The organism is Mesorhizobium temperatum, assembly GCF_002284575.1.
Lineage (GTDB): Bacteria > Pseudomonadota > Alphaproteobacteria > Rhizobiales > Rhizobiaceae > Mesorhizobium > Mesorhizobium temperatum.
Genome location: NZ_NPKJ01000060.1, coordinates 391,039 through 412,910 on the forward strand (window position 1 = coordinate 391,039; position 21,872 = coordinate 412,910).

General features: G+C 63.9%; 20 protein-coding genes. 7 read left to right on the forward strand and 13 right to left on the reverse strand.

The features are described 5' to 3' along the window. Positions 1–5: 5 nt before the first annotated feature. The gene (locus tag CIT26_RS23405; RefSeq protein WP_095494740.1) at positions 6–191 is read right to left on the reverse strand and encodes a hypothetical protein; all 186 of its coding nucleotides are present in this window, start codon (positions 189–191) and stop codon (positions 6–8) included. A 270-nt stretch (positions 192–461) separates the two neighbouring features. Between CIT26_RS23405 and CIT26_RS23410 the strand changes: the two genes are divergently transcribed. After that, the gene (locus CIT26_RS23410; RefSeq protein WP_095494814.1) at positions 462–2,306 is read left to right on the forward strand and encodes an aminopeptidase P family protein; all 1,845 of its coding nucleotides are present in this window, start codon (positions 462–464) and stop codon (positions 2,304–2,306) included. A gap of 154 nt (positions 2,307–2,460) precedes the next feature. Here the strand turns inward: CIT26_RS23410 and CIT26_RS23415 are convergent, their stop codons facing one another. Further along, the gene (locus tag CIT26_RS23415) at positions 2,461–4,095 is read right to left on the reverse strand and encodes a winged helix-turn-helix domain-containing tetratricopeptide repeat protein (protein WP_342587034.1); all 1,635 of its coding nucleotides are present in this window, start codon (positions 4,093–4,095) and stop codon (positions 2,461–2,463) included. Between the two features lie 39 nt (positions 4,096–4,134). Here CIT26_RS23415 and CIT26_RS23420 point away from each other — a divergent pair, with 39 nt between their 5' ends. From CIT26_RS23420 to CIT26_RS23445, 6 genes are all read left to right on the forward strand, one after another. Beyond that, positions 4,135–4,581, forward strand: coding sequence for a cupin domain-containing protein (locus tag CIT26_RS23420; protein ID WP_095494741.1), 447 nt, complete (start codon positions 4,135–4,137; stop codon positions 4,579–4,581). A gap of 207 nt (positions 4,582–4,788) precedes the next feature. Next, entirely contained in the window at positions 4,789–5,337 is a 549-nt protein-coding gene (locus CIT26_RS23425) for an RNA polymerase sigma factor (RefSeq protein WP_206072804.1), read from the forward strand. Then, entirely contained in the window at positions 5,334–5,738 is a 405-nt protein-coding gene (locus CIT26_RS23430; protein ID WP_095494743.1) for a hypothetical protein, read from the forward strand. Before CIT26_RS23425 ends, CIT26_RS23430 begins: the two co-directional genes overlap by 4 nt. Continuing rightward, complete coding sequence (locus CIT26_RS23435) at positions 5,735–6,202, forward strand: periplasmic heavy metal sensor (protein WP_095494744.1); 468 nt, start codon at positions 5,735–5,737, stop codon at positions 6,200–6,202. Before CIT26_RS23430 ends, CIT26_RS23435 begins: the two co-directional genes overlap by 4 nt. A gap of 71 nt (positions 6,203–6,273) precedes the next feature. Next, complete coding sequence (locus CIT26_RS23440; protein ID WP_245319528.1) at positions 6,274–7,644, forward strand: DUF1800 domain-containing protein; 1,371 nt, start codon at positions 6,274–6,276, stop codon at positions 7,642–7,644. Between the two features lie 21 nt (positions 7,645–7,665). Next, entirely contained in the window at positions 7,666–8,805 is a 1,140-nt protein-coding gene (locus CIT26_RS23445) for a DUF1501 domain-containing protein (protein ID WP_206072805.1), read from the forward strand. 24 nt (positions 8,806–8,829) lie between these two features. Here the strand turns inward: CIT26_RS23445 and CIT26_RS23450 are convergent, their stop codons facing one another. The 11 genes from CIT26_RS23450 to CIT26_RS23500 all read right to left on the reverse strand — a co-directional run bounded on the left by CIT26_RS23450 (position 8,830) and on the right by CIT26_RS23500 (position 21,848). Beyond that, positions 8,830–9,126 carry an AzlD family protein gene (locus tag CIT26_RS23450; RefSeq protein ID WP_077383210.1) on the reverse strand — a complete coding sequence of 99 codons (297 nt, stop codon included), beginning with the start codon at positions 9,124–9,126 and terminating at the stop codon, positions 8,830–8,832. Beyond that, on the reverse strand, positions 9,123–9,851 hold the full coding sequence (locus tag CIT26_RS23455; protein WP_095494747.1) for an AzlC family ABC transporter permease: 729 nt from the start codon (positions 9,849–9,851) through the stop codon (positions 9,123–9,125). The genes CIT26_RS23450 and CIT26_RS23455 overlap by 4 nt, the downstream gene beginning before the upstream one ends. Positions 9,852–9,958: 107 nt before the next feature. Continuing rightward, on the reverse strand, positions 9,959–10,645 hold the full coding sequence (locus tag CIT26_RS23460) for a DUF2461 domain-containing protein (RefSeq protein WP_095494816.1): 687 nt from the start codon (positions 10,643–10,645) through the stop codon (positions 9,959–9,961). After that, positions 10,642–12,792, reverse strand: coding sequence for an NAD-dependent DNA ligase LigA (gene ligA / locus CIT26_RS23465; protein ID WP_095494748.1), 2,151 nt, complete (start codon positions 12,790–12,792; stop codon positions 10,642–10,644). The genes CIT26_RS23460 and ligA overlap by 4 nt, the downstream gene beginning before the upstream one ends. 189 nt (positions 12,793–12,981) lie before the next feature. Then, positions 12,982–14,652, reverse strand: coding sequence for a DNA repair protein RecN (gene recN / locus CIT26_RS23470; protein ID WP_095494749.1), 1,671 nt, complete (start codon positions 14,650–14,652; stop codon positions 12,982–12,984). Between the two features lie 13 nt (positions 14,653–14,665). After that, positions 14,666–15,535, reverse strand: a complete 870-nt coding sequence (locus tag CIT26_RS23475) for an outer membrane protein assembly factor BamD (RefSeq protein ID WP_095494750.1) — start codon at positions 15,533–15,535, stop codon at positions 14,666–14,668. 212 nt (positions 15,536–15,747) lie between these two features. Continuing rightward, positions 15,748–16,695 carry a UDP-3-O-acyl-N-acetylglucosamine deacetylase gene (lpxC, locus tag CIT26_RS23480; RefSeq protein ID WP_095494751.1) on the reverse strand — a complete coding sequence of 316 codons (948 nt, stop codon included), beginning with the start codon at positions 16,693–16,695 and terminating at the stop codon, positions 15,748–15,750. Positions 16,696–16,968: 273 nt separating this feature from the next. Then, positions 16,969–18,621: a cell division protein FtsZ gene (ftsZ, locus tag CIT26_RS23485; protein ID WP_095494752.1), complete on the reverse strand. Its 1,653-nt coding sequence runs from the start codon at positions 18,619–18,621 to the stop codon at positions 16,969–16,971. A 67-nt stretch (positions 18,622–18,688) separates the two neighbouring features. Next, the gene (gene ftsA, locus CIT26_RS23490; RefSeq protein ID WP_095494753.1) at positions 18,689–19,996 is read right to left on the reverse strand and encodes a cell division protein FtsA; all 1,308 of its coding nucleotides are present in this window, start codon (positions 19,994–19,996) and stop codon (positions 18,689–18,691) included. Beyond that, complete coding sequence (locus CIT26_RS23495) at positions 19,993–20,934, reverse strand: cell division protein FtsQ/DivIB (protein WP_095494754.1); 942 nt, start codon at positions 20,932–20,934, stop codon at positions 19,993–19,995. Before CIT26_RS23495 ends, ftsA begins: the two co-directional genes overlap by 4 nt. After that, positions 20,922–21,848 (reverse strand): D-alanine--D-alanine ligase, encoded by a 927-nt coding sequence (locus CIT26_RS23500; protein WP_095494755.1) that lies wholly within the window; start codon positions 21,846–21,848, stop codon positions 20,922–20,924. Before CIT26_RS23500 ends, CIT26_RS23495 begins: the two co-directional genes overlap by 13 nt. Positions 21,849–21,872: the final 24 nt, after the last annotated feature.

Here is a 21,872-nt window from a genome sequence, read left to right on the forward strand (position 1 = left end):
TTCGCTCAGATATAGCGCGACCTTGCGGCCTTCTTCAGTTCTTCGCGATCGTAGCCGTTCGCTTTCAGCGTTTCGTCGTCAAAGCCAAGCAGAACGCCGCTCACATAGCGGCTCGCTTCGCGCTGGCGCGCTTCGATGAGAGCATTCACAGCGCTTCTGAAAAATCCGCGTCTGGCTGAAATTGTGGACATGATGGTCTCCTTTGCAGGGCAATAAGAACCGTTCCTCCACGCCAAAAAGGTAAGCTCTGTTGACCTCTTTTAAAATCGCTGATTCTGCATGTCGTCTATGCGCAAATGCGATGCTGCTGGACCAAATCCCGCCGATTGTCAGGCGGCGGACGCTGTAGCACTTTGATCTTGCGCTGATTTTCTCCGGACCGAAGGTCAGCGTAGCAAAAGTCGATTCCGATTTTCGGGGTCATGCGCTACGGTCGCGCCAGCACCCAAGGAGAGGCCATGATGTTCCAGACCTTTGATTCCGCCGGCGACCCCGCTGTCGCCAAGCCGCGTGTGGCGCTGCTGCGTCAATGGCTGGCGGCCAACGGCTTGGATGGCTTCATCGTGCCTCGTGCCGACGAGCATCAGGGCGAATATGTCGCCGACCGTTCGGCACGGCTGAAATGGCTGACTGGCTTCAGCGGTTCGGCCGGCGTCGCCATCGTGCTCGGCGACCGCGCCGTCATGTTCGTCGACGGGCGCTACACGCTGCAAGTACGCCAGGAGGTCGATCTCGACATCTTCTCGATCGAAAGCCTGGTCGACAATCCGCCCGCCACCTGGATCAAGGACAATCTCGGCAAGGGCGTGCGGCTTGGCTTCGATCCGTGGCTGCAGACGATCGGCGACGTGAAAGCGCTGAAAGCTTCGGCCGAAAAATCGGGGGCGGTACTGGTGCCGCTCGAGAAGAATCCAATCGACGTCATCTGGAAGGACCAGCCCGAACCGCCGCTGGCGCCGGTCGAGCTCCATCCGATCGCCTTTGCCGGCGAACTGGCCAAGGACAAGCTGGCACGGCTGGCCGAGGCCATCGGCAAGGACGGCGCCGCCCATGCCGTGCTGACCGACCCGTCCTCCATCGCCTGGGCCTTCGACATCCGCGGCGGCGACGTGCCGCACACGCCGCTGGCACTCGGCTTCGCCGTGCTCGCCGCCGATGGGTCGCATCTCCTTTTCATGGACCAACGCAAGTTTTCGCGCACCGTCGCGGCCTATCTGACGCAGCTCGCCGAATTGCACGAACCCAGTGAATTCGAAGCGGCGATCGCAGGATTGGCCAAGGGCGGCGCAAGAATCGCGCTGGATCCGGTGCTGGCGGCGGAGAAGCTCAGGATGCTGGTCGAGGACAATGGCGGCACCGTCATCACTGCACCCGATCCTGCCCGCATTCCACGCGCGACGAAAAACCAGGCCGAGATCAACGGCGCCCGCGCCGCGCATCGCCGCGACGGCGCCGCCGTGGCCAAGCTACTTTGCTGGCTCGACCGCCAGGAACCCGGCAAGCTCGACGAGATCGCGGTCGTCACCAAGCTTGAGGAGTGCCGCCGCAGCACCGGCGAGGAAACGCAAATGCCGCTGCGCGATGTGTCCTTCGATACCATCTCGGGCGCCGGCCCGAACGGCGCCATCATGCACTACCGCGTTTCCCGCGCCACCAGCCGAAAACTTCAGTCTGGCGAGTTGTTCCTGCTCGATTCGGGCGGGCAGTATCAGGACGGCACCACCGACATCACCCGCACCGTGCCGATCGGCACACCGACCGAGGAAATGCGCGAACGCTTCACGCTGGTGCTGAAGGGCATGATCGGTATTTCGATGCTGCGCTTTCCCCCGGGCACGCGCGGCTCCGAGATCGATGCCGTGGCGCGCCTCGCTCTATGGAAACATGGCTGCGATTTCGCTCATGGCACCGGCCACGGCGTCGGCTCCTATCTGGCCGTGCACGAGGGCCCGCAGCGCATCGCAAAGACCGGCACCGAAAAGCTGCTGGCAGGCATGATCGTCTCCAACGAGCCGGGCTACTACAAGGAAGGCTCCTACGGCATCCGCATCGAGAACCTCATTCTGGTGACACCGGCCGAGCAGATAGAGGGCGGCGACATCGCCATGCATGGCTTCGAGACACTGACGCTGGCGCCGATCGACACCAGGCTGGTGCGATCCGACCTTTTGACGCGCGACGAACTGCATTGGCTCGACGAATACCACGCGCGTGTGCTGGCCGAGCTCGGACCGATGCTCGATGGCGAGACGCTGACCTGGCTGGAAAAGGCAACCGCACCACTGCCCCACGACCAGAAATCCTGATTTTTGGCAAGGCGGTGGGTCAGCTATGGACCCGGGACAGACCGGCATCACCTTTGGATTTATAAGTGCGAGCGGACTTTGGCTGTACTGCCCAAACAGCCGCGCGACGGACATCACCCAGACGATGCCAATCTGCCGGGAACGGCCTACGGTCTCATTGCTGCCACCCGGCTTTCTTCAACAGATGCGCCATCTCATCTGCCCAATGTGGATTGCGCAGCCTGAGCGGCGCCAAGGCATCGCCTGAAGGATTTTCCATTTCCCGCATCAGCTCAACGCACGATCCAGCTTCCGGCAGGCGGCCAAGCGAAACGTAGCAGCAGGCGAGTGTTTCGTGAGTGGGCCGCCATGCGGGAGCGATCTTGCGCGCCTTGATGGCTGCGGCAAGCGCATCGTTTGCCTGTCCTGCAAACAGGTGGGCGAGCGCCAGGATATTGAACCAGACGAAGTTCTGCGGATCGTGAGGATTTAACATAAGGCCGTGTTCGAGCGGCGCGATCGCTTCGAATGCGCTGCCACGAAAAAACTGTCCCATCCCCAACACCAGATGACCAAGGGCGAAGCTTGGGCTGATCTCGATCGCCTTTTCCGCGTCAAGAACGGCCTGTTCCGGTGCATTGGCGTAGATGCTGCAGATGGCCAGCGCGTAGTGCGAATAGGGATTCTTCTCGTCGAGCCGAACCGCCTTCAAGGCTGCATCCAGGCCCTCCCGGATATCCTGTTCCGGTTTGTCGCTCCAGCCGTAAGCGACGATGCCGGCGCTGACGCGGCCGAGCCAGAGATGGGCCTCGGCGAGTTCAGGATCGAGCCTGCATGCCTCCCGGAACAGCTTGCGGGCACTCAAGTGAGTCTGACGGCCGACGTGGTGGAAATGCCAGGTACCTTGCCGCACCAGGTCCCAGGCCGTCGCATTTCCGCTGCTGCGTGCAGTGGCTGGAAGCGATTCCGTTTTGAGAAGTTCGGGCTCGATCGCGCCGGCCACCCGCTCGGCTATGGCATCCTGGACGGCGAACGCCTCCGTCATTTCCATCTCGTATCGTTCGGCCCAGATCTGATTGGCCGAGGCCGCATCGACCAATTGCGTCGAGACCCGAATATGCTGGCCGGACCGGCGCACGCTGCCTTCCAGCACATAACGGACGCCAAGCTCGCGGGCCACCTGTTTGGAGTCGACTGGCTTGTCCTTGTAGACAAAGCTGGAATTGCGGCCGATCACCCGGAACCAGCGGAACCTCGTCAGCGCTGTGATGATGTCCTCCGTGATGCCGTCAGCCAGATAGGCCTGTTCCCTGTCGCCGCTGACATTGGCGAACGGCAAGACCGCGATGGACGGTCTTTCGGAGAGTCCCGCCGGCTGGCCGGAACTTGGCAGCGCGCCGTCTGCAGCGGCGTCCAGCACACGGACGCTACCGGCGAAACGATATCCGCTGCGGGGAACCGTGGCGATCCACTCGCTGCCGTCTGGCTGTGGCCCGAGCAGCTTGCGCAGGGCGGCAATCTGCACAGAGAGATTGCTTTCTTCGACAACGGCATCGGGCCAAGCCGCTTCCATAAGCGCCGTCTTGCTCAGCACTTGAGCCGATGCCTCCAGCAGGGCTTGAAGCAACGACAAGCCTTTTTGCCCGAGCGCAACCGGCCGGCCGTCGCGGACAAGCCCCCCGCGCAGCATGTCGAGCACGAACGGGCCGAACGCTAAGCGTCGCGGCGCTGCGATGTTCCGCTTACCGGCTTCGGAAGAATTCGGAACTTTTCGCCTCCCCTTAAAGACTTCGGCCGGACCTGCGGTCATTTTGGCCGTTCATACAGACTAACACAAAGGGAGGTCGAAATGACGATGTTGAAGCAACCGTCAGGAGCGGACAGTGTGGCGCCCAGCGACAGAAAAGCGGTAATCGTCGGGGGTGGCGAGGCTTATCGGGCCGAACAGGGGTCGGACTATCTGCCGGGAATAAGTGCTGAGACCGTCGGCGCGAAGGTGCTTTGGCTGGGCGTCGTCACGATGCCTCCGGGGAAGCGGACCAAGGCCCACGTCCACGCACGTCACGAAACAGCATTTTACATGCTGAGCGGAGACGAGCTGGAGATGTGGAGTGGGGACGAACTGCAATTTCGGGATGTCGTGCATCCCGGCGACTATCTCTATATTCCGGCCAATATGCTCCACGTTGCCGTCAATAGGGCAAGCACGCCGGCCATTTTTATTGGCGCCCGCAACGAACCGACCGCTCAGGAAAGCGTCGTCCTGTTTCCGGAGATGGACGAGAGGATACCGTAGAAAGGCGACCTTCCAGGAATGATTGGTGGGGCGCCCTTCAACCGAACATTCCGCCAACCGAGTGCCCGCCAGACCGGGGCCATATCTATCGCCCTGGCACGGGTCGCCGACGGATTTCGCATTGAAACTCGTTGAAGACACATAGCGGGTGCAGGATGACGGTTGTGTCGGCAGAAGGTCTGGCGTGGTGGAACGAGAAGGCAGAGCGTGGGCGAGACCGACGAGCGGCTGCTGGCGCTGATCGCGCAGAACAATGCGGCTGCGGTGGAAGCCATGGTCGAGCGCAAGCTGCCACGGCTGATCCGTCTCGCCACGCGAATGCTGGGCGATCGCGGCGAGGCGGAGGACGTCGCGCAGGAGACCTTCTTGCGCATCTGGCGAGCGGCTCCGGGCTGGCGCGCCGGCGAGGCGAAGTTCGACACCTGGCTGCACCGCGTCGCACTCAATCTCTGCTACGACCGGCTGCGCAGGCGGCGGGAGACGCCGGTGGCGGAACTTCCCGATCGCCCCGACGAACGCCCAGGCGCGGAAGCGGATATGCTCGCGGCCGACGATCAGCACCAGCTGCAGCGCGCGCTGGCCGAGCTGCCGGAGCGCCAGCGCGAGGCGATCGTGCTGCAGTATTATCAGGAGCTTTCGAACAGCGATGCGGCAGAGGTCATGGGGATCAGCATCGAGGCATTGGAAAGCCTCTTGTCGCGGGCGCGGCGGCAGTTGCGCTCCAGACTCGGACGAGACAGGGACGAAATGACATGACTCCAGAGAGGTTTTCCGAGCTCGTTGCCGCCTATGGCGGGTCGCCGCAGCGCTGGCCTGAAAACGAGCGCGCGGCGGCGCTGGACTTCATCGCCGCCAACCCGACTCAAGCCGAAGTCGCACTTGCACCGGCGGCGGACCTCGACAATTTGCTGTCGCGCCATCGCGTCACAGCTCCAGACGGCGCGCTCGCGCGAAGGATCATCGCCACGGCGCCGGATGCGCTGTGGCGCCGCACACGGCTCATCTGGCAGTGTGCCGGGTTGGCCGGCATCGGACTGGCGGGCGCGCTAGCCGGTGTGCTGACAGTCGCCGTACTGTTGTCGCTCAACAGCGCCCCTGACGATGGCGACGCCTATGCGCTGACCGCATTCGGCGACATGCAGGGGGACGTGCAATGAACGAACGCAGCATCAGGATTCTGTTTGCCGTCTCGCTCGCAGTGAACATCTTCGTGCTCGGCGCCGCTGCCGGGGCTGGTTACATGTGGCACACGCAGGAGAGGCAGCGCGACGGGGCGGGCGATCAGCGCGGCCTGCGTTTCGCCGCAGCCGGCCTGTCGCCCGAGCAGCGCAAGGCGTTCCGCCAGGCGCTGGCCGAGGCGCGGCGCCAGTCGGCTGCTGATATCGAAGCGGCTCGGGCCGGCCGCGAGCAGATCGCGCGCCTGATCGAAGCTGAGCCGATCGACGCAGCGGCTGTCAGTGAGACGCTCGCCTCGGTCCGGCAAGCCGATATGGCGCTGCGCGGCCGGCTCGAACAGGCAATCGTGAGCTTCGCGACGACACTGACGCCAGCCGACAGGGCGCGGCTTGTCGACGGCCTGCGCGGCCGCAGCAACATGCTGCGCCGAGCGCGCGAAAAATAGAGCCGGAAAGAGCGACGGATTCTGGTCACGACCGCGTTGAAGCCTCTGAAGCAATGCTGACGGAGGCACGATTGGTACGTCCGAGCGAGGTCGCGGTTGCGCTCAACCGCTTCGGCCTGGGCGCCCGGCCCGAAGACGAAGCGCCGGCCGACCCGAAATCCTGGTTGATAGCGCAGTTCGAAAACTACGACGCAAACCCGGCGGTCTTTTCCGGCGCGCAGGACTCGGCCACACTCGGTGCCGGTTATGCCGAGGCGATGCTCGAGGCCAAGGACGCCGATGGGGCCGCAAAGATGGCCGCCCGCAAGGCGGCGCGCCAGGAGGCTCAAGCGCTCTATCGCGACGAGGTCGACATGCGAGCACGCGCAGCGCTCGAAACATCGACCCCCTTCGTCGAACGGCTCGTGCATTTCTGGTCGAACCATTTCGCCATCTCGGCGGAGAAACCGCAGGTGACCCTGATCGCCGGCGCCTTCGAGCGCGAGGCGATCCGCCCACATGTGCTCGGCCGCTTCGAGGATATGCTACTCGCCGCCGAGCGCCACCCGGCGATGCTGTTCTATCTCGACCACGTGCGCTCGATCGGTCCCAACTCGAGATTTGCCAACCGCGCCGCAAAACGCAACGCCAAGCGCAAACCCGGCATCAACGAGAACCTGGCCCGCGAAATCATGGAACTGCACACACTCGGTGCACGCTCCGGCTACAGCCAAGCCGACGTGACCGAATTCGCGCTGGCGCTGACCGGTTTCAGCACCGGACGCGCCAGAGAGCGGGGCCAGGCCAGCGCCTTCACCTTTCGACCCGGGCTGCACGAGCCAGGCCAACGCACGATCATGGGCAAGACCTACGACCAGCGCGGCGACAAACAGGCGCTCGCCGTGCTCGGCGACCTCGCGGCGGCCGCGGCGACCGCAATGCATATCGCCGCCAAGCTGGCGCGCCACTTCATCGCCGACGAGCCGCCGGCAGCGGTCGTGACACGGCTCGCCGAAGCCTTTCGCCGGTCGAACGGCGATCTCGTCGCCGTCTACCGCGCGCTCATCGACAGTCCAGAGGCCTGGCAACCGGCGGCGGCGAAGTTCAAGACGCCGTGGGAATGGACGATCTCAGCGCTGCGCGGCCTGGGCCGCAGCGACATCGGCAAGCCGCGCCTAGCGCAACTGCTCAACCAGCTCGGCCAACCGGTATGGCGGCCGCGTTCGCCGGCCGGCTATGACGACGTTGCCGGGAGCTGGGCCGCGCCCGACGCACTGGTCCGCCGGGTCGAGGCGGCGCAGCGCCTCGCCGCGCAGAGTGGCGACATCGATCCGCGAGATCTCGCGCAAAAACTCTTTGCCGGCTCACTCAGCGAGCTGACGATGGCCGAAGTCGACCGCGCCGAGAGCCGGCGCACCGGCATCGCGCTGCTGCTCGTGTCGCCAGACTTCCAGCGAAGATGACTTCCAGAGGAGATGACCAACATGAAACGCCGTCAATTCCTCACTCTCGCCGGCGCTGGCCTCGGCTCGATGCTGATCGCGCCGCGCATCGTCTTCGCCAATGTGGAAACCGATCGGCGCTTCGTTTTCATCATCCAGCGCGGCGCTGCGGACGGGCTGGACACGATCATTCCCTATGCCGACCCCGGCTACCGCGCACTGCGCGGCTCATTGGTCATCGACGATCCGATAAAGCTTGACGGCACGTTTGGCCTCCATCCTTCACTCACCGGTCTCCGCAAGCTGCATCAGGACAAGCAGGCACTGTTCGTCCACGCGGTCGCTTCGCCCTATCGCGAGCGCTCGCATTTCGACGGTCAAAACGTCCTCGAAAGCGGCGGCACCTTGCCCTATGAACGCAAGGACGGCTGGCTGAACCGGCTGGTCGGCATGCTGCCGAAGTCTCGCGGCGAAGCGATCGCTTTTGCACCGACCATCCCGCTAGCGCTGCGAGGCCAGGCGGACGTCACTTCCTATGCGCCATCCGCCCTGCCAGAGGCGCCGGACGACCTGATGATGCGCGTCGGCAAGCTCTATGACGCCGACGAACAGCTGCATGCGCTGTGGAGCAGCGCGATTGAGACACGGGCGCTGGGTGCGGTGAACGCGCAGCGCAAGGACGCAGCGAGCGTCGGCCGCACCGCCGCGGGCTTCCTCTCCAAGGCCGATGGACCGCGCGTTGCCATGATCCAAACCAGCGGCTGGGACACGCATAGCGGCCAGCAAGGCAGGCTGGCCAACCAACTCAGAGCGCTCGACGCGCTCATCGATGCGTTGCACGTTGGGCTCGGCGATATCTGGAAGGATACGACCGTGCTGGTCGCCACTGAGTTCGGCCGCACTGCCGCCGTCAACGGCACTGGCGGCACCGACCACGGTACGGCATCGGCCGCGATGATCGCTGGCGGAGCGGTGAATGGCGGGCGGGTGCTGGCCGACTGGCCGGGACTGTCTACCGGTGCGCTCTACCAAGGACGCGACCTCGCACCGACGCTCGACCTCGACGCGCTGATTGCGGTGACGGCCGCCGAAACGTTTGGTCTCGATCCGGAAGAGACGATGCGCACGCTCTTTGCAGGAGGTCGATTCGACGCCGCGATCTCCGACATCGTGCGCAAGTAGGACTGGCGTACTCAGCCGGTCCGATTACCCGACGAACTGGCGGGCGAGGACCAGCACAGCGGCGCCGGCCAAAAACATCGCCATAAGCCCGCCGCGCAGCGAGACCAGCCCGGCGACGATCAATGCCGCCCATTCCGCCGGCCCGGCGCCAAGCGCCGCGGGCGCCACCAGCGTCGTCAGCACCGCGGCAGGCACGGCGTTCAGCCCGGCCTCGACGCGCGGATGGATGTTTTCGAAGCGCGAGATCACCAGATGGCCGCCGATGCGGGTCAGATAGGTCGCAATCGCACCGGCGATGATGATCCACAAGGTTGTGCTCATGGCCGCGCCTCCACACCGCTGTGGTGCGGCGGCAGGATGACCACGAGCAGCACGCCGGCCACGGCGCCAATGGAGACGTGCCAGGGCGAGCCCACCGTCTTGTAGGCGATGATGGAGGCAGCTGCACTGGCGACGACCACCGGCAGCCACAGCGGCCGTTTGCGAAAGCTCATGACCAGGCCGAGAAAATAGATCGGCAGCAGAAAATCGATGCCCAGCGCATGCGTATCGGGAATAAGCTTGCCGAACACCGCGCCGAGCGCGCTTTCGATCACCCAGAACACGTAGACCGGCAGGCCAAGCCCCATATACCAGGCGAAGCCGACCGTCTCGCCTGCCTCCGCCTTGCGCTCAGCCACCGCAAACTGCGGATCGGTCAGAATGAAATAGCCAACGGCCTGCTGCATCAATGGCCAGTGCGCGATGCGCCGGCCTATGCCTGCCGAGTAGAGCACATGGCGGAAATTCACGGCGAAGATCGACAGCACGATCAGCCACGGCGCGACATGCTGCCCGAACAATTCGATGCCGACCATCTGGCTGGCGCCGCCGAAAACCATGGCGCTCATCAGGAAGGCTTCCAGCACCGAAAAACCGTTGTCGACGGCAATCGCCCCGAACAGCAGTCCAAACGGCGCCGCCGCCACCACGACGGGCATGCTGAGCCGCACGCCTTGCCAGAATTCGCTCTTCGCACCGTTTTCGGAGATTGCTTGTGCCGACATCAGCCACTCCTTGGGGAAAGACCGTATGTAGGGAGCGCCGCCAGCCTTGTCACACCAATTCGCTTGAGCCAATGATCAGCGGAAATGATCGCTGGAACGCAGCCAGTCTACTCGACCTGGCCTTCAATCGCCCTGCCCCAGCCGAGCAGCGGTCTTGCCCGCAAGGCGAAATCGACAAGCTCGTCGACCAAGGCCGGCCCATGGATTCCCGCAGGGTCGATTTCGTGCCGGACGGCGAAATGCCGGTTGCGGATGGCCGCCGCCAGATCGGCGTCCGTGACATGCTCGAAGCCGCGTGGCGCTCGCTTCATGCAGCCTTCCGCATCGAGTTCGAGACGGTTTTGCTTCAGCGCCTTGATCAGCGCCCGGAATTCGTCCGGCCGCGTCGCGATGGCGTTGCGCATCGCCAGCAAGAGCGCCGGCCCGGGCTGCCACCAGGCAACGCCGGCAAAGCAGCGCTCAAGCCCGATATGGACGAAGAACACGCCCTGTTCCATCTTGGTGCCGTCAGGCGAAAGGATTGCCGACAGATGCCGGTTGTAAGGACTTTTGTCCTTGGAGAAACGCACGTCGCGATTGATCCGGAACAGCGACTTCTTGCGATCGCCGCGCAAGCCCAGCCCCACTGCCGCGAAGCGCTCGGAGAGCGTTTCGACCAGATCGCCGAAAGGGTCGCGCAGCTCGCTTTCGAAAAGGTCGCGGTTTTCCAGAAACCACTCCCGGCTCTGATGAAAATCGAGTGCCTTGAGGAAAGGAATGGCCTTTTGGCCGAAACCGTTAAATGCCACCGTCACGCCTTGCCGATCCGCGCCAGCCACGCGTCCTCGTCGATCACTTCGATGCCGAGCTCGGTGGCGAGCTTGAGCTTGGAGCCGGCACCTGGCCCGGCAACGACGAGATCGGTCTTCTTCGACACCGAGCCGGCGACCTTGGCGCCGAGCTTTTCGGCCATCGCCTTGGCTTCGTCGCGCGACATTTTCTCCAGCGCACCGGTGAAGACCACCGTCTTGCCGGAGACCGGCGACGACACGCGACCGACCGGCTCCTCGTCGAGCACTGTGACTTCCGCCAGCAATGCATCGAGCGCCTGCCGGTTGTGGTCTTCGGCGAAGAAATCGACCACCGCTTCGGCAACGATCGAGCCGATGCCGCTAATGCCGTTCAACTCCTGCCAGGCAGCGTTGCCTGGGTCGCCCTTGCCGGTCGGCATGACGGCGTTTTGCCCGGCTTCGCGAAAAGCGGCAAAGGAAAGGAAATGGCGGGCCAGCCGCTTGGCATTGGTCTCGCCGATGTGGCGGATGCCGAGCGCATAGAGGAAGCGCGAGAACTCGACCTGCCGCCGATCGTCGATTGCCGCGAACAGCTTGCGTACCGAGGTCGCTCCGAAACCGTCGACATTCTCGAGCTTGGTCAACGATGCTGCCTGCCGTGCCTTCAGGGTGAAGATGTCGGCCGGCGAATAGATGCGTAGTGACGGATCCTCGGCATGGAAGAAGAACTCGATCTGCTTCTCACCGAGCCCCTCGATGTCAAAAGCACCTCGAGACACGAAATGGCGCAGACGCTCGACCGCTTGCGCAGGGCAGATCAATCCGCCGGTGCAGCGCCTGACTGCTTCACCCTCCTCGCGCACGGCGTGGCTGCCGCAGGCAGGGCAAAGCACTGGGAAAGCATATGGGATACTGTCGGGCGGCCGCTTCTCCAAGACCACGTCGATGACCTGCGGGATGACATCGCCAGCACGCTGGATGCTCACAGTGTCGCCGATGCGAATGTCGCGGCCTTCGCGGATCGGCTGGCCGTTATTGCCGATGCCTTTGATGTAGTCCTCATTGTGCAGCGTTGCGTTGGTCACCACGACGCCGCCGACCGTCACCGGCACCAGCCGCGCCACCGGCGTCAGCGCGCCGGTGCGGCCGACCTGGATGTCGATGCCGGTCAGGATCGTGGTCGCCTTCTCGGCCGGGAATTTGTGCGCGATCGCCCAGCGCGGCGAGCGTGAGACGAAGCCCAGCCGCTGCTGCAGCTCGAGGCTGTTCACCTTGTAGACGACGCCGTCGATGTCGTAGCCGAGCGTCGCCCGGTTGGATTCGATCAGCCGGTATTGTTCGAGCAGCCCCTCGACGCTGTCGAACAGCTTCATCAGCGGATTGACCCTGAAGCCGAAACGCTCGAACGCGGCCACCATGCCCATCTGCGTGTCGGCGGGCATGGCGCTCACCGCGCCCCAGGTATAGGCGAAAAAGCGCAGCGGCCGGCTGGCGGTGATAGAAGTATCGAGCTGCCGCAAGGAGCCTGCCGCCGAGTTGCGCGGATTGGCAAAAACCTGCTTTCCGGCCTCGGCATTGCGGCGATTGAGTTCGGCGAAATCGGTGAGGCGCATATAGACCTCGCCCCGTACTTCCAATACGTCGGGAAAGTCCCCCGAAAGCACATTGGGAATCTCGGCGATGGTGCGGGCGTTGGCCGTCACATCCTCGCCGACCTGGCCATTGCCGCGCGTTGCCGCCGTCACCAGCCGTCCGGCCTCGTAGCGCAGCGACAGCGACAGGCCGTCGATCTTCGGCTCGGCTGTCATCGCCAGCGGCGCGTCGGCGCCGAGCCTGAGGAAGCGGCGGATGCGGCCGACGAAATCGATCACGTCCGCTTCGGCAAAAGCGTTGTCGAGCGACAGCATCGGAATGGCATGGACGATCTTGCGGAATTTCTCCGAGACCGCCGCACCGACTTTGCGTGACGGCGAATCCTCGCGCACAAGGGCGGGAAACCGCTGTTCGATGGCGAGGTTGCGCCGCCGCAGCGCGTCGTAAGCCGCGTCCGAAATCGTCGGCGCGTCCTCGGCGTGGTAACGCTGGTCGTGAGCGGCGATTTCCTCGGCCAACCGCTTCAGCTCGCTGGCTGCTTCACTTTCGCTGAGTGATTCGACTGACTTTTCGGGCATGCACGGCTCCTCGACGCTGACCCGGAACGATTTCCTGGGCCATGCGCGAAATCAAATTGCTACAGCTTCCTTGCGCGTTCGAAGGACGCGCGGCGCGCCACAATAGATCAGGATTTTGAGAAAATCATTGCTGAACGGCAGGATGGAGCCACATCCTGACTCGATCCACAACGCCAAGCATGAGCTCTGCTATGCTGCGGTGTTTTCGCGAAGCAGCCGCTCGGCCGCCGCACGCGCCTCGTCGGTGATGGTCGCCCCGGCGAGCATCCGCGCGATCTCTTCCTGGCGCGCCGCGCGGTCCATTTCGGCGATGCCGGTGGCGACACGATCGGCGCCGCCGGATTTGGAGATCAGGAAATGCGTCGCCGCGCGTGCCGCCACTTGCGGCGCGTGCGTAACCGAAAGCACCTGCACGCGCTTCGACAGCCGCGCCAGCCTTTGGCCGATGGCGTCCGCCACCGCGCCGCCAACGCCGGTGTCGATTTCATCGAAGACCAAGGTCGGCGCCGAGCTGCGGTCGGCCAGCGCCACCTTAAGCGCCAGCAGGAACCGCGAAAGCTCGCCACCGGAGGCGACCTTCATCATCGGGCCCGGTCTTGTGCCGGGATTGGTGCGCACCCAGAACTCGACCTGATCGATGCCGTCTTCCATGCGGCTCTCGGCCTCACTTGCCATCTCGACGATGAAGGCGGCCCGTTCGAGCTTCAGTGCCGGCAGTTCGGCCATCACCGCCCTGGTCAATCCGATCGTCGCCGCATGGCGAAGCGACGAAAGTTGTGCCGCGGCAATGTCATAGGTTTCGCGCGCGGCGGCGGCTTGCTTCTCCAGCCCGTGCAGGCGCTCCTCGCCGGCGTCGAGATCGGCGAGATCTGCCGCCATCGTGTCGCGCAATTGCGCCAGATCGTCGACCGCCACACTGTGCTTGCGTGAGGCGGCGCGCAGCGAAAACAGCCGCTCCTCGGCCTGTTCCAGCCGCCGCGGATCGTATTCGGTGGCGCGAAGTGCCGCTTCCACGCCCGATTGCGCCGCGTCGAGCGACAGCATCGCTTCGTCGAGCGATTTGACCACGTCGTCGAGCAGGCCGGGCACCTCGGTCACCTTGCGCTGCAGCCGCCGCAACAGGCTGGCGAGTTGCGGCAGGGGCGACGACGGTCCCGAGAGCACATCCTGCGCGTCATGGATTTCCGAGGCGATCTTTTCCGCCCGCATCATAGAGGCACGGAGTTCGGCAAGGTCGGCTTCCTCGCCGGGCTGGGGGTCGAGCTTCGTCAATTCGGCGACCGCGGCGCGCAGATAGTCGGCCTCGCGGGCCGCCGCCTCCACCTTGGCGCGGTGTCGCAAAAATTCCTGCTCGCAGGCCCGCCAGTACCGCCATGCCTCGCCGGTCGCCCGCACAGCGCCGAGATGACCGCCAAAACTGTCCAACAATTCGCGATGGGCGCCGGGATCGACCAGGGCACGCTCGTCATGCTGGCCGTGGATCTCGACAAGCGCGTGACCGACGTCGCGCATCAGCGTCACGCTGGAAGGCTGGTCGTTGACGAAGACGCGGGTGCGGCCGTCCGCCGTCTGCACGCGCCGCAGGATGATGTCGCCATCGTCCTCGATGGCGTTATCGGCAAGCAGCATGCGGGCAGGATGGTTGCGCGGCACGTCGAACACCGCGATGACCTGGCCCTGTGCCGCGCCATGCCGCACCAGCGAGGCGTCACCGCGGGCGCCAAGCGCCAGCGACAGCGCGTCGAGCAGGATGGATTTTCCAGCGCCGGTTTCGCCGGTCAGCACTGAAAGACCGGACGAGAAATCGATGTCCAGCTTCTCGATCAGAACGATATCGCGGATCGACAGTCTGGAAAGCATGGTGGCGCGCCGCTCAGGCGCCGGTGATCAGCTTCCCGGCCTTGGCGATCCACGAGCCGGCATTCTCGCGCGGCTCGAGCCCACCAGTCTGCAGGAGCTTGTAGGAATCCTTGTACCACACGCTGTCGGGATAGTTGGTGCCGAGCACAGCCGCGGCAGTCTGCGCTTCCGATGTCAGCCCCATCGCATAATATGTTTCGGTAAGGCGCGCGAGCGCTTCCTCGACATGACGCGTGTTGGAATAGGTCTCCACCACGAGGCGGAACCGCTTGACGGCGGCGATATATTCACGGCGCTCGAGATAGTAGCGGCCGATCTGCATCTCCTTGCCGGCGAGCTGGTCGTTGGCGAAGCGGATCTTTTCCTTGGCGTCATCGACATATTCGGAATCGGGCCAGCGCGTCACCAGATCCTGCATCGTCTGCACGGTCTGACGCGCTTCCTTCTGGTCCTGGGTGACGTCCCTGATTTGCCGGTAGTAGCTCAGCCCGATGATGTACTGGGCATAGGCCGCGTCGTCGGTCGACGGATAGAGCGTGAGATAGCGCTTGGCCGAACCGATCGCCTCGGTATAGTTGCCCTGGCGATAGTCGGCAAAGGCGCCCATCACCATCGATTTACGGGCGTATTCGGAATAGGGATGCTGGCGGTCGACCGCACTGAATTTGCGGCTCGCCTCCTGCAGGCGCCCGGCATTCAGATTGGCGAGGCCCTGATTGTAGAGAACGTCGGCCGGCTCGGTCTGCTCGACATAGGTCGACAGGTCGACATCCTTCTCGGACGACATGCAGGCCGACAGGAACAGCGATGGAACAACCACCGAAAGCGCCAGGAAAACAGCCCGATGCGGCGCTTTCGATTGACCAATTCGCTTGAAGAACATGATTGGATTCCGCCCTTTCGGCGTCATTTCAGTCGTCATTTCGGTCTGGGGCAGCAGGCATAACCATAATCGCCGTGCCCGGCAACGCTATCTCCGGCCAATCGCACATTTTTGTGGCGACCTGGCGCAGCCTGCACACTTGCGTGATTTCGCCGGCCAATGATGCATTCATGCAACACCGGCCGGCAGCCATAAACCCGAAACGTTAAGAATCAGATCATCCAGGGCGCGTAGACAGGCGCATAGACGGCGCTCATCTCGGCGGTACGACCGCGCTCGCGGCGCGTCGTTTCGACGATCTCGAACGCCGAACGGTCCGACAAAAGGCGGCGCAGCGCTGCCGCATTCAGCCTGTGGCCGCCGCGATAGGAACGGAAGCAGCCAATGAACCGGGCGCCGGCCAGCGCCAGATCGCCCATGGCGTCCATCGTCTTGTGGCGCACGAACTCGTTGGGATAGCGCAAGCCTCCCATATTGATCACGCGGTTGTCGTCGCCGATCACCAGGGAGTTTTCCAGCGAGGAGCCAAGCGCATAGCCGGCTGCCCACAGCCGCTCGACGTCCTTCATGAAACCAAAGGTACGGGCCCGCGCGATATCGCGGCGGAAAATGTCGGCGTTCATGTCGGATGCGAACAGCTGACGGCCGATCGCTGGGCTTTCGAAATCGATCTCGATCTCGAAGCGCGTGCCGTCATAGGGCCTGAACTCCGCCCAGGAGGCACCGTTCTCGATGCGAACCGGCTTGACCACACGGATATAGCGGCGCTTGACCGGCAGCGTATCGATGCCCGCCTGGTCGATCGCCTCGACGAACGCCATGGCGCTGCCGTCAAGGATCGGAACCTCATGGCCGTCGATCTCGATGACGACATTGTCGATGCCGAGCCCGAAAAGGGTGGCCATCAGATGTTCGACGGTGGCGATATGCTCGCCTGCCGGATCGCCGAGCATGGTGCAGAGATCGGTGGCGCCGACCTCGGAAACGAGCGCACGGAACTCCCGGTCTTCGCCTCCATTCGAAAGCTGGAACACGACACCTGTATCAGCGTCTGCCGGCAGGAAATGAACGGTAACGGGATTGCCGCTGTGAACGCCGGTGCCGGTCAGCGTCGCACGCGATTTAAGTGTCGTCTGATAGTCGTGCAAAACAAACCCCATAGCCCATACTGCCAACGTCCGCTTCATTAGCCCAAGGGCGCGGCTCTTTGATCGGCAGGCAGGGCCACTTCCCCGAATCCCAGCAAACCGAAATTGATCGGGGCGAAGATAGTGGTCCGGCAGGAAGTCTCCAAATCACGGTTTCTTACTCTCTGTAACCGCAATCCGAAGCGGATACGGTCTCGTAACTCCCTGTTTTACAAGCACTTTTAACATTAACAGGCAAACAATTTCTTGTCTGCCTGTTAACAACTGTTACGGACCGTTAACAGGTCAGTTGGCCTGGCGGCGCAGGAATGCCGGAATCTCCAGCTGATCGTCTTCCTGGACAGCCCTGCTCTGCGGCGTCAGCCGGCCCTGGTCGTCCAACTGGCCGCGGCGTGGCGCGTAAAGCTGCGGATCCTGGCTGGCAAGGCGGCGCACTTCGGGCGCCGCCTGGCGCAGTTTCGGCTCGCGCGGCTGCGCCGGCTGCAGCCGTGCAGGCTCTTCTTCGCGGCGGGTAAGGCCGTTGGTCAGGCGCTTGAGCAGTCCCATCGGGCCGCTGTTCTCATGGTCAGCCGGGCGGCCCTTGGCTTCCACTTCGGCTTTCACCACCGGCGGGAAATCCTCGACGCGCGGCATGCGCTGGGGTGCTGCGGCCGCCGGCTGAAGCACTTCACGCTGCGGAGCAGGCTGCATCACCTGATGCACGATCGGCTGCGGCTGCGCCGGCGGCGCCTGGAAGATCTTGCTCTGCGGCCGGAAATCTTCCGCCTGGGCAGCCGGCGCGGGACGCGCCATCGCCGCGGCATTCGCCTCGGCGAGTTGGATGGCCTCGGCTACAGGATCGGCGGCGCGCGGCTCGTAGCCCCCCTGCTGGACAGGCGCCGGACGGCTTTCCGTGACCGGAACGGCCGGGCGATTGACCGGCTTTGGCGGGGCCGTGCGGATGGCGATCGGCGCGGCGGCGATTTCAGCCGCCGATTTGTCGATGCCGGTGGCGACCACCGAGACGCGAATGACGCCCTCGAGATCCTCGTCGAACGTCGCACCCAGAATGATGTTGGCTTCCTGGTCGACCTCCTCGCGAATGCGGGTCGCCGCCTCGTCGACTTCGAACAGGGTCAGGTCGCGGCCGCCGGTGATCGAGATCAACAGGCCCTTGGCGCCCTTCATCGAGGTCTCGTCGAGCAGCGGGTTGGCGATCGCGGCTTCGGCGGCGGCCATGGCGCGACCCTCGCCGGAAGCTTCGCCCGTCCCCATCATCGCCTTGCCCATCTCGCGCATGACCGAGCGGACGTCGGCGAAGTCGAGGTTGATCAGCCCTTCCTTGACCATCAGGTCGGTGATGCAGGCGACGCCGGAATAGAGCACCTGGTCGGCCATGGCGAAAGCGTCGGCGAAGGTCGTCTTGTCATTGGCCAGCCGGAACAGGTTCTGGTTGGGGATGACGATGAGGGTGTCGACGCATTTCTGCAATTCCTCGATGCCCAGATCCGCCGTCTTCATGCGGCGCTGGCCTTCGAAATGGAACGGCTTGGTGACGACGCCGACGGTGAGGATCCCCTTTTCGCGGGCTGCACGTGCAACGACCGGCGCGGCCCCCGTGCCGGTGCCGCCGCCCATGCCGGCAGTGACGAAGCACATATGGGTGTTGGAGAGATGATCGACGATCTCATCGATGCATTCCTCCGCCGCCGCGCGTCCGACTTCCGGCTGCGATCCCGCACCCAGGCCCTCGGTGACATGCGCGCCGAGCTGGATCAGGCGGTCCGCCTTGGACATGGTCAGCGCCTGCGCGTCGGTATTGGCGACCACGAACTCGACGCCGCGCAAGCCGGCGGTGATCATGTTGTTGACGGCATTGCCGCCGCCGCCGCCGACACCGAACACGGTGATACGCGGCTTGAGCTCGGTGATATCCGGCTTCTGCAGATTGATGGTCATTGTCTCCGTCCTTTGCCTTTCCCGCCGCTTCGCCGCTGCGGCCGCCTATGGGGCTGTCCCCGTCAATTTAAAAACTGTCTCTCAACCACTGACTCATTCGATGCAGTTTTCCGCCCGTTCCGGTCATCCTGAGACCAGAAATTCCTTTCGCCGGATGGCTCTCGAAATTCGCCATCTGCGGGTAGATCAGAAGCCCGACCGGCGTCGAGAAAGCCGGCCCCTTGGCCGCCTCTGGCAGGCCCGCCACACCGAGCGGACGGCCGATTCGCACATTGCGTCCAAGAATGCGGCGCGCTGCCTCGGGCAGGCCGGAAAGCTGGCTGGCGCCGCCGGTCAGCACGACGCGCTTGCCGACGGCGTTGCCGTAGCCGGACCTGTTCAGCCGGTCGCGCAACAGTTCGAGCGTCTCGTCGATGCGTGCGCGGATAATGCGCGTCATCACCGAACGCGGTATCTGCAGCGGCACCTCGCCATCCTCGCCGATCGGCTGTATCGAGACCAGGTCGCGGTCGTCCGCACTGCCGGGCAGCGCCGATCCATGCATCACTTTCAGCCTCTCGGCGGCGTCGAGCGAGGTCGACAGGCCCTTGGCCATGTCCAGCGTGACGTGGCTGCCGCCGATGGCGATGGCGTCGCCATGGACGAACTTGCCTTCCGAAAACACCGAGATCGTCGTGGTGCCGCCACCCATGTCGATGCAGGCTGCACCCATTTCGAGTTCGTCGTCGACCAGTGCGGCGAGCCCGCTGGCATAGGGCGTCGCCACCATGCGCTCGACCGACAGGTGCGAACGGTTGATGCAAAGCTCCAGATTGCGCAAGGGCGCCGCGTCACCTGTCAGCACATGCATGTCGACGCCGAGCTGGTCGCCTACCATGCCGCGCGGATCACGCACGCCGCGCTCGGCGTCCAGCGAAAAGCCGACGGGAAGCGAATGGATCACCTCGCGCTCGGCCCGCAGCGCCTGCTTGGCGCCGGCGGCAAGCACACGCTTGATGTCGGCCTCGTCGGCCTCATGGCCGCCGAGATTGATGGTTGCCGAGAAGCTTTCGCTCTTCAGCCGGCCGGCCGTCATGTTGACGATCAGTGAATCGACGGTCAGGCCAGCCATGCGCTCGGCGGCATCGACGGCAAGACGGATGGCGTGCTCGGCCCTGTCGAGCTCGATGACGACACCCGATTTCACGCCTTGCGATTTCTGGTGGCCGATGCCGATCACCTGGATGCGATGCGAGCGTCCGCGCAGCAGCATGCCGTCCTCGCGCGGCTTGAGCTTGGCCACGACGCAGCAGACCTTGCTCGAACCGACATCCAGCACTGTCATGATGCCGGACCGGCGCGACGAGGCATCGCTGTTGCCGCCAAGCCAGCTCATATCTTCGTCTCCGCCTTGCGCTTCGGCATTTTCGGCTTTTCATTGAGCGCAGCCTCGCGCTGCGTCGCCGCTTCCGGCGTCAACTGGACGACGAGGCGATCGGAAAGGCGCATGTCGACGGCGGCGATGTCGCGCGTCAGCAGCCCGTTCTCGCGGTCCATCCTGACCAGATCGGCGATCGCCTGGTCCTCGCTATCCTCGGGAAGCTTGACGGTGATGCCGTTCTCCAGCTTCAGGTCCCAACGCCGTTCGCCGATGCGGATATAGCCTTTGACCCGCGCGACAAGCTCTGGGTATTTTTTGATCCTGGCCAGGAAATCGGGCGCTTTGGCCGGCGCGCCGGTGCCGATGATCAACGGCAGCAGCGACTGCCTGCCGCCGGAGAATGGCGCGATCACGGCGCCGGACCGTTCGATGACGGAAAGCTCGCTGCCCTGCTGCCAGAGCGCAAAGGGCTCACGCTCCTCGATGCGCACCTCCAGCGTGTGCGGATAGACCTTGCGCACCGCCGCAACCTCGACCCAGGGCAGCGTGGTTATGCGCTCCCGCGCGGCTTCGGCGTCGAAGCCGATCAGCGACGTCCAGCCATCGAGCTGCATCCTGTCGAGAATGTCGATCTCGGAGGTTGCGCGGTTGCCGACGACCTTGATCTGGTCGACGGCGAAGCCGGTGCGGGCGGTGATGCCCTGGACGATGCCGTCGACATGTCCGCCGAGATAGGCGCCATAGGCACTGCCCGATACGAGCAGCGCCGCCGACAACATGGCTGCGGAAAAAGGCGGCGCCTCGAAGTCGTCCTCGCCCAGACGCGCCAGGACGCGCGCCGGCCGACGAAGCAAACGCGGCAGCACGAAATGGTCAAACGACAACGAAACACCGAACAGCGTCGGCCCGGCCGCGCCCTTCCCCTTGCCCTGTCCCCACTTCAACGCAGACACGAAGCGTCCTCCACCATCCAACTCAACAAATCGCCGAACGAGTGTCCCGCCTGCGCGGCGATTTCAGGCACCAAGGATGTCGGCGTCATGCCCGGCTGAGTGTTGATCTCGAGCCAGACAATTTCGCCGTTCTCGGAGTGTCGATCATCATAACGGAAGTCCGACCGGGAAACGCCCCGGCAGCCGATAGCTTGGTGAGCCTTGAGCGTCAGTGTCTGTATTTTTTGGTAAATATTCGGTGAAATTTTTGCAGGGCATTCGTGTTTTGATCCGCCCGCGACGTATTTTGAATCATAGTCGTAGAAGGAATGGCCGGTCGGGATGATCTCGCAGACGCCGAGCGCCACATCGCCCATCACCGCGCAGGTCAACTCCCGCCCGTGCACGTAGCGCTCGACCATGACGGTATCGCCATACTTCCAATCGGACGAACCGATGACCTGCGGCGGATGCGACTGACCTTCGTGCACGATGACGACGCCGAAGCTCGACCCCTCGTTGACCGGCTTGACGACATAGGGCGGCTTCATCGGGTGCTTGTTCTGGATGGCGAAGCGATTGACCACCTTCGATTCGGCAACCGGGATGCCGACAGACTTGGCGATCTTCTTGGCTTGTTCCTTGTTCATGGCAAGCGCCGAGGCGAGCACGCCGGAATGGGTGTAGGGGATGGCAAGATATTCGAGGATGCCCTGTATGGTGCCGTCCTCGCCGAAAGGGCCATGCAGCGCATTGAAGGCAACATCAGGCCTGAGCTCAGCCAGCACCGATCCGACATCGCGCGAGACGTCGACGCGAGTGACCTGGTAGCCTTCCTTCTCGAGCGCATCAGCACAGGCTTTCCCCGAGGACAAAGACACGGGCCGCTCGGACGAGAATCCACCCAGAAGGACGGCCACGTGCTTGCTTTTCATTTCCCGTCATTCCCTCTCACGGCG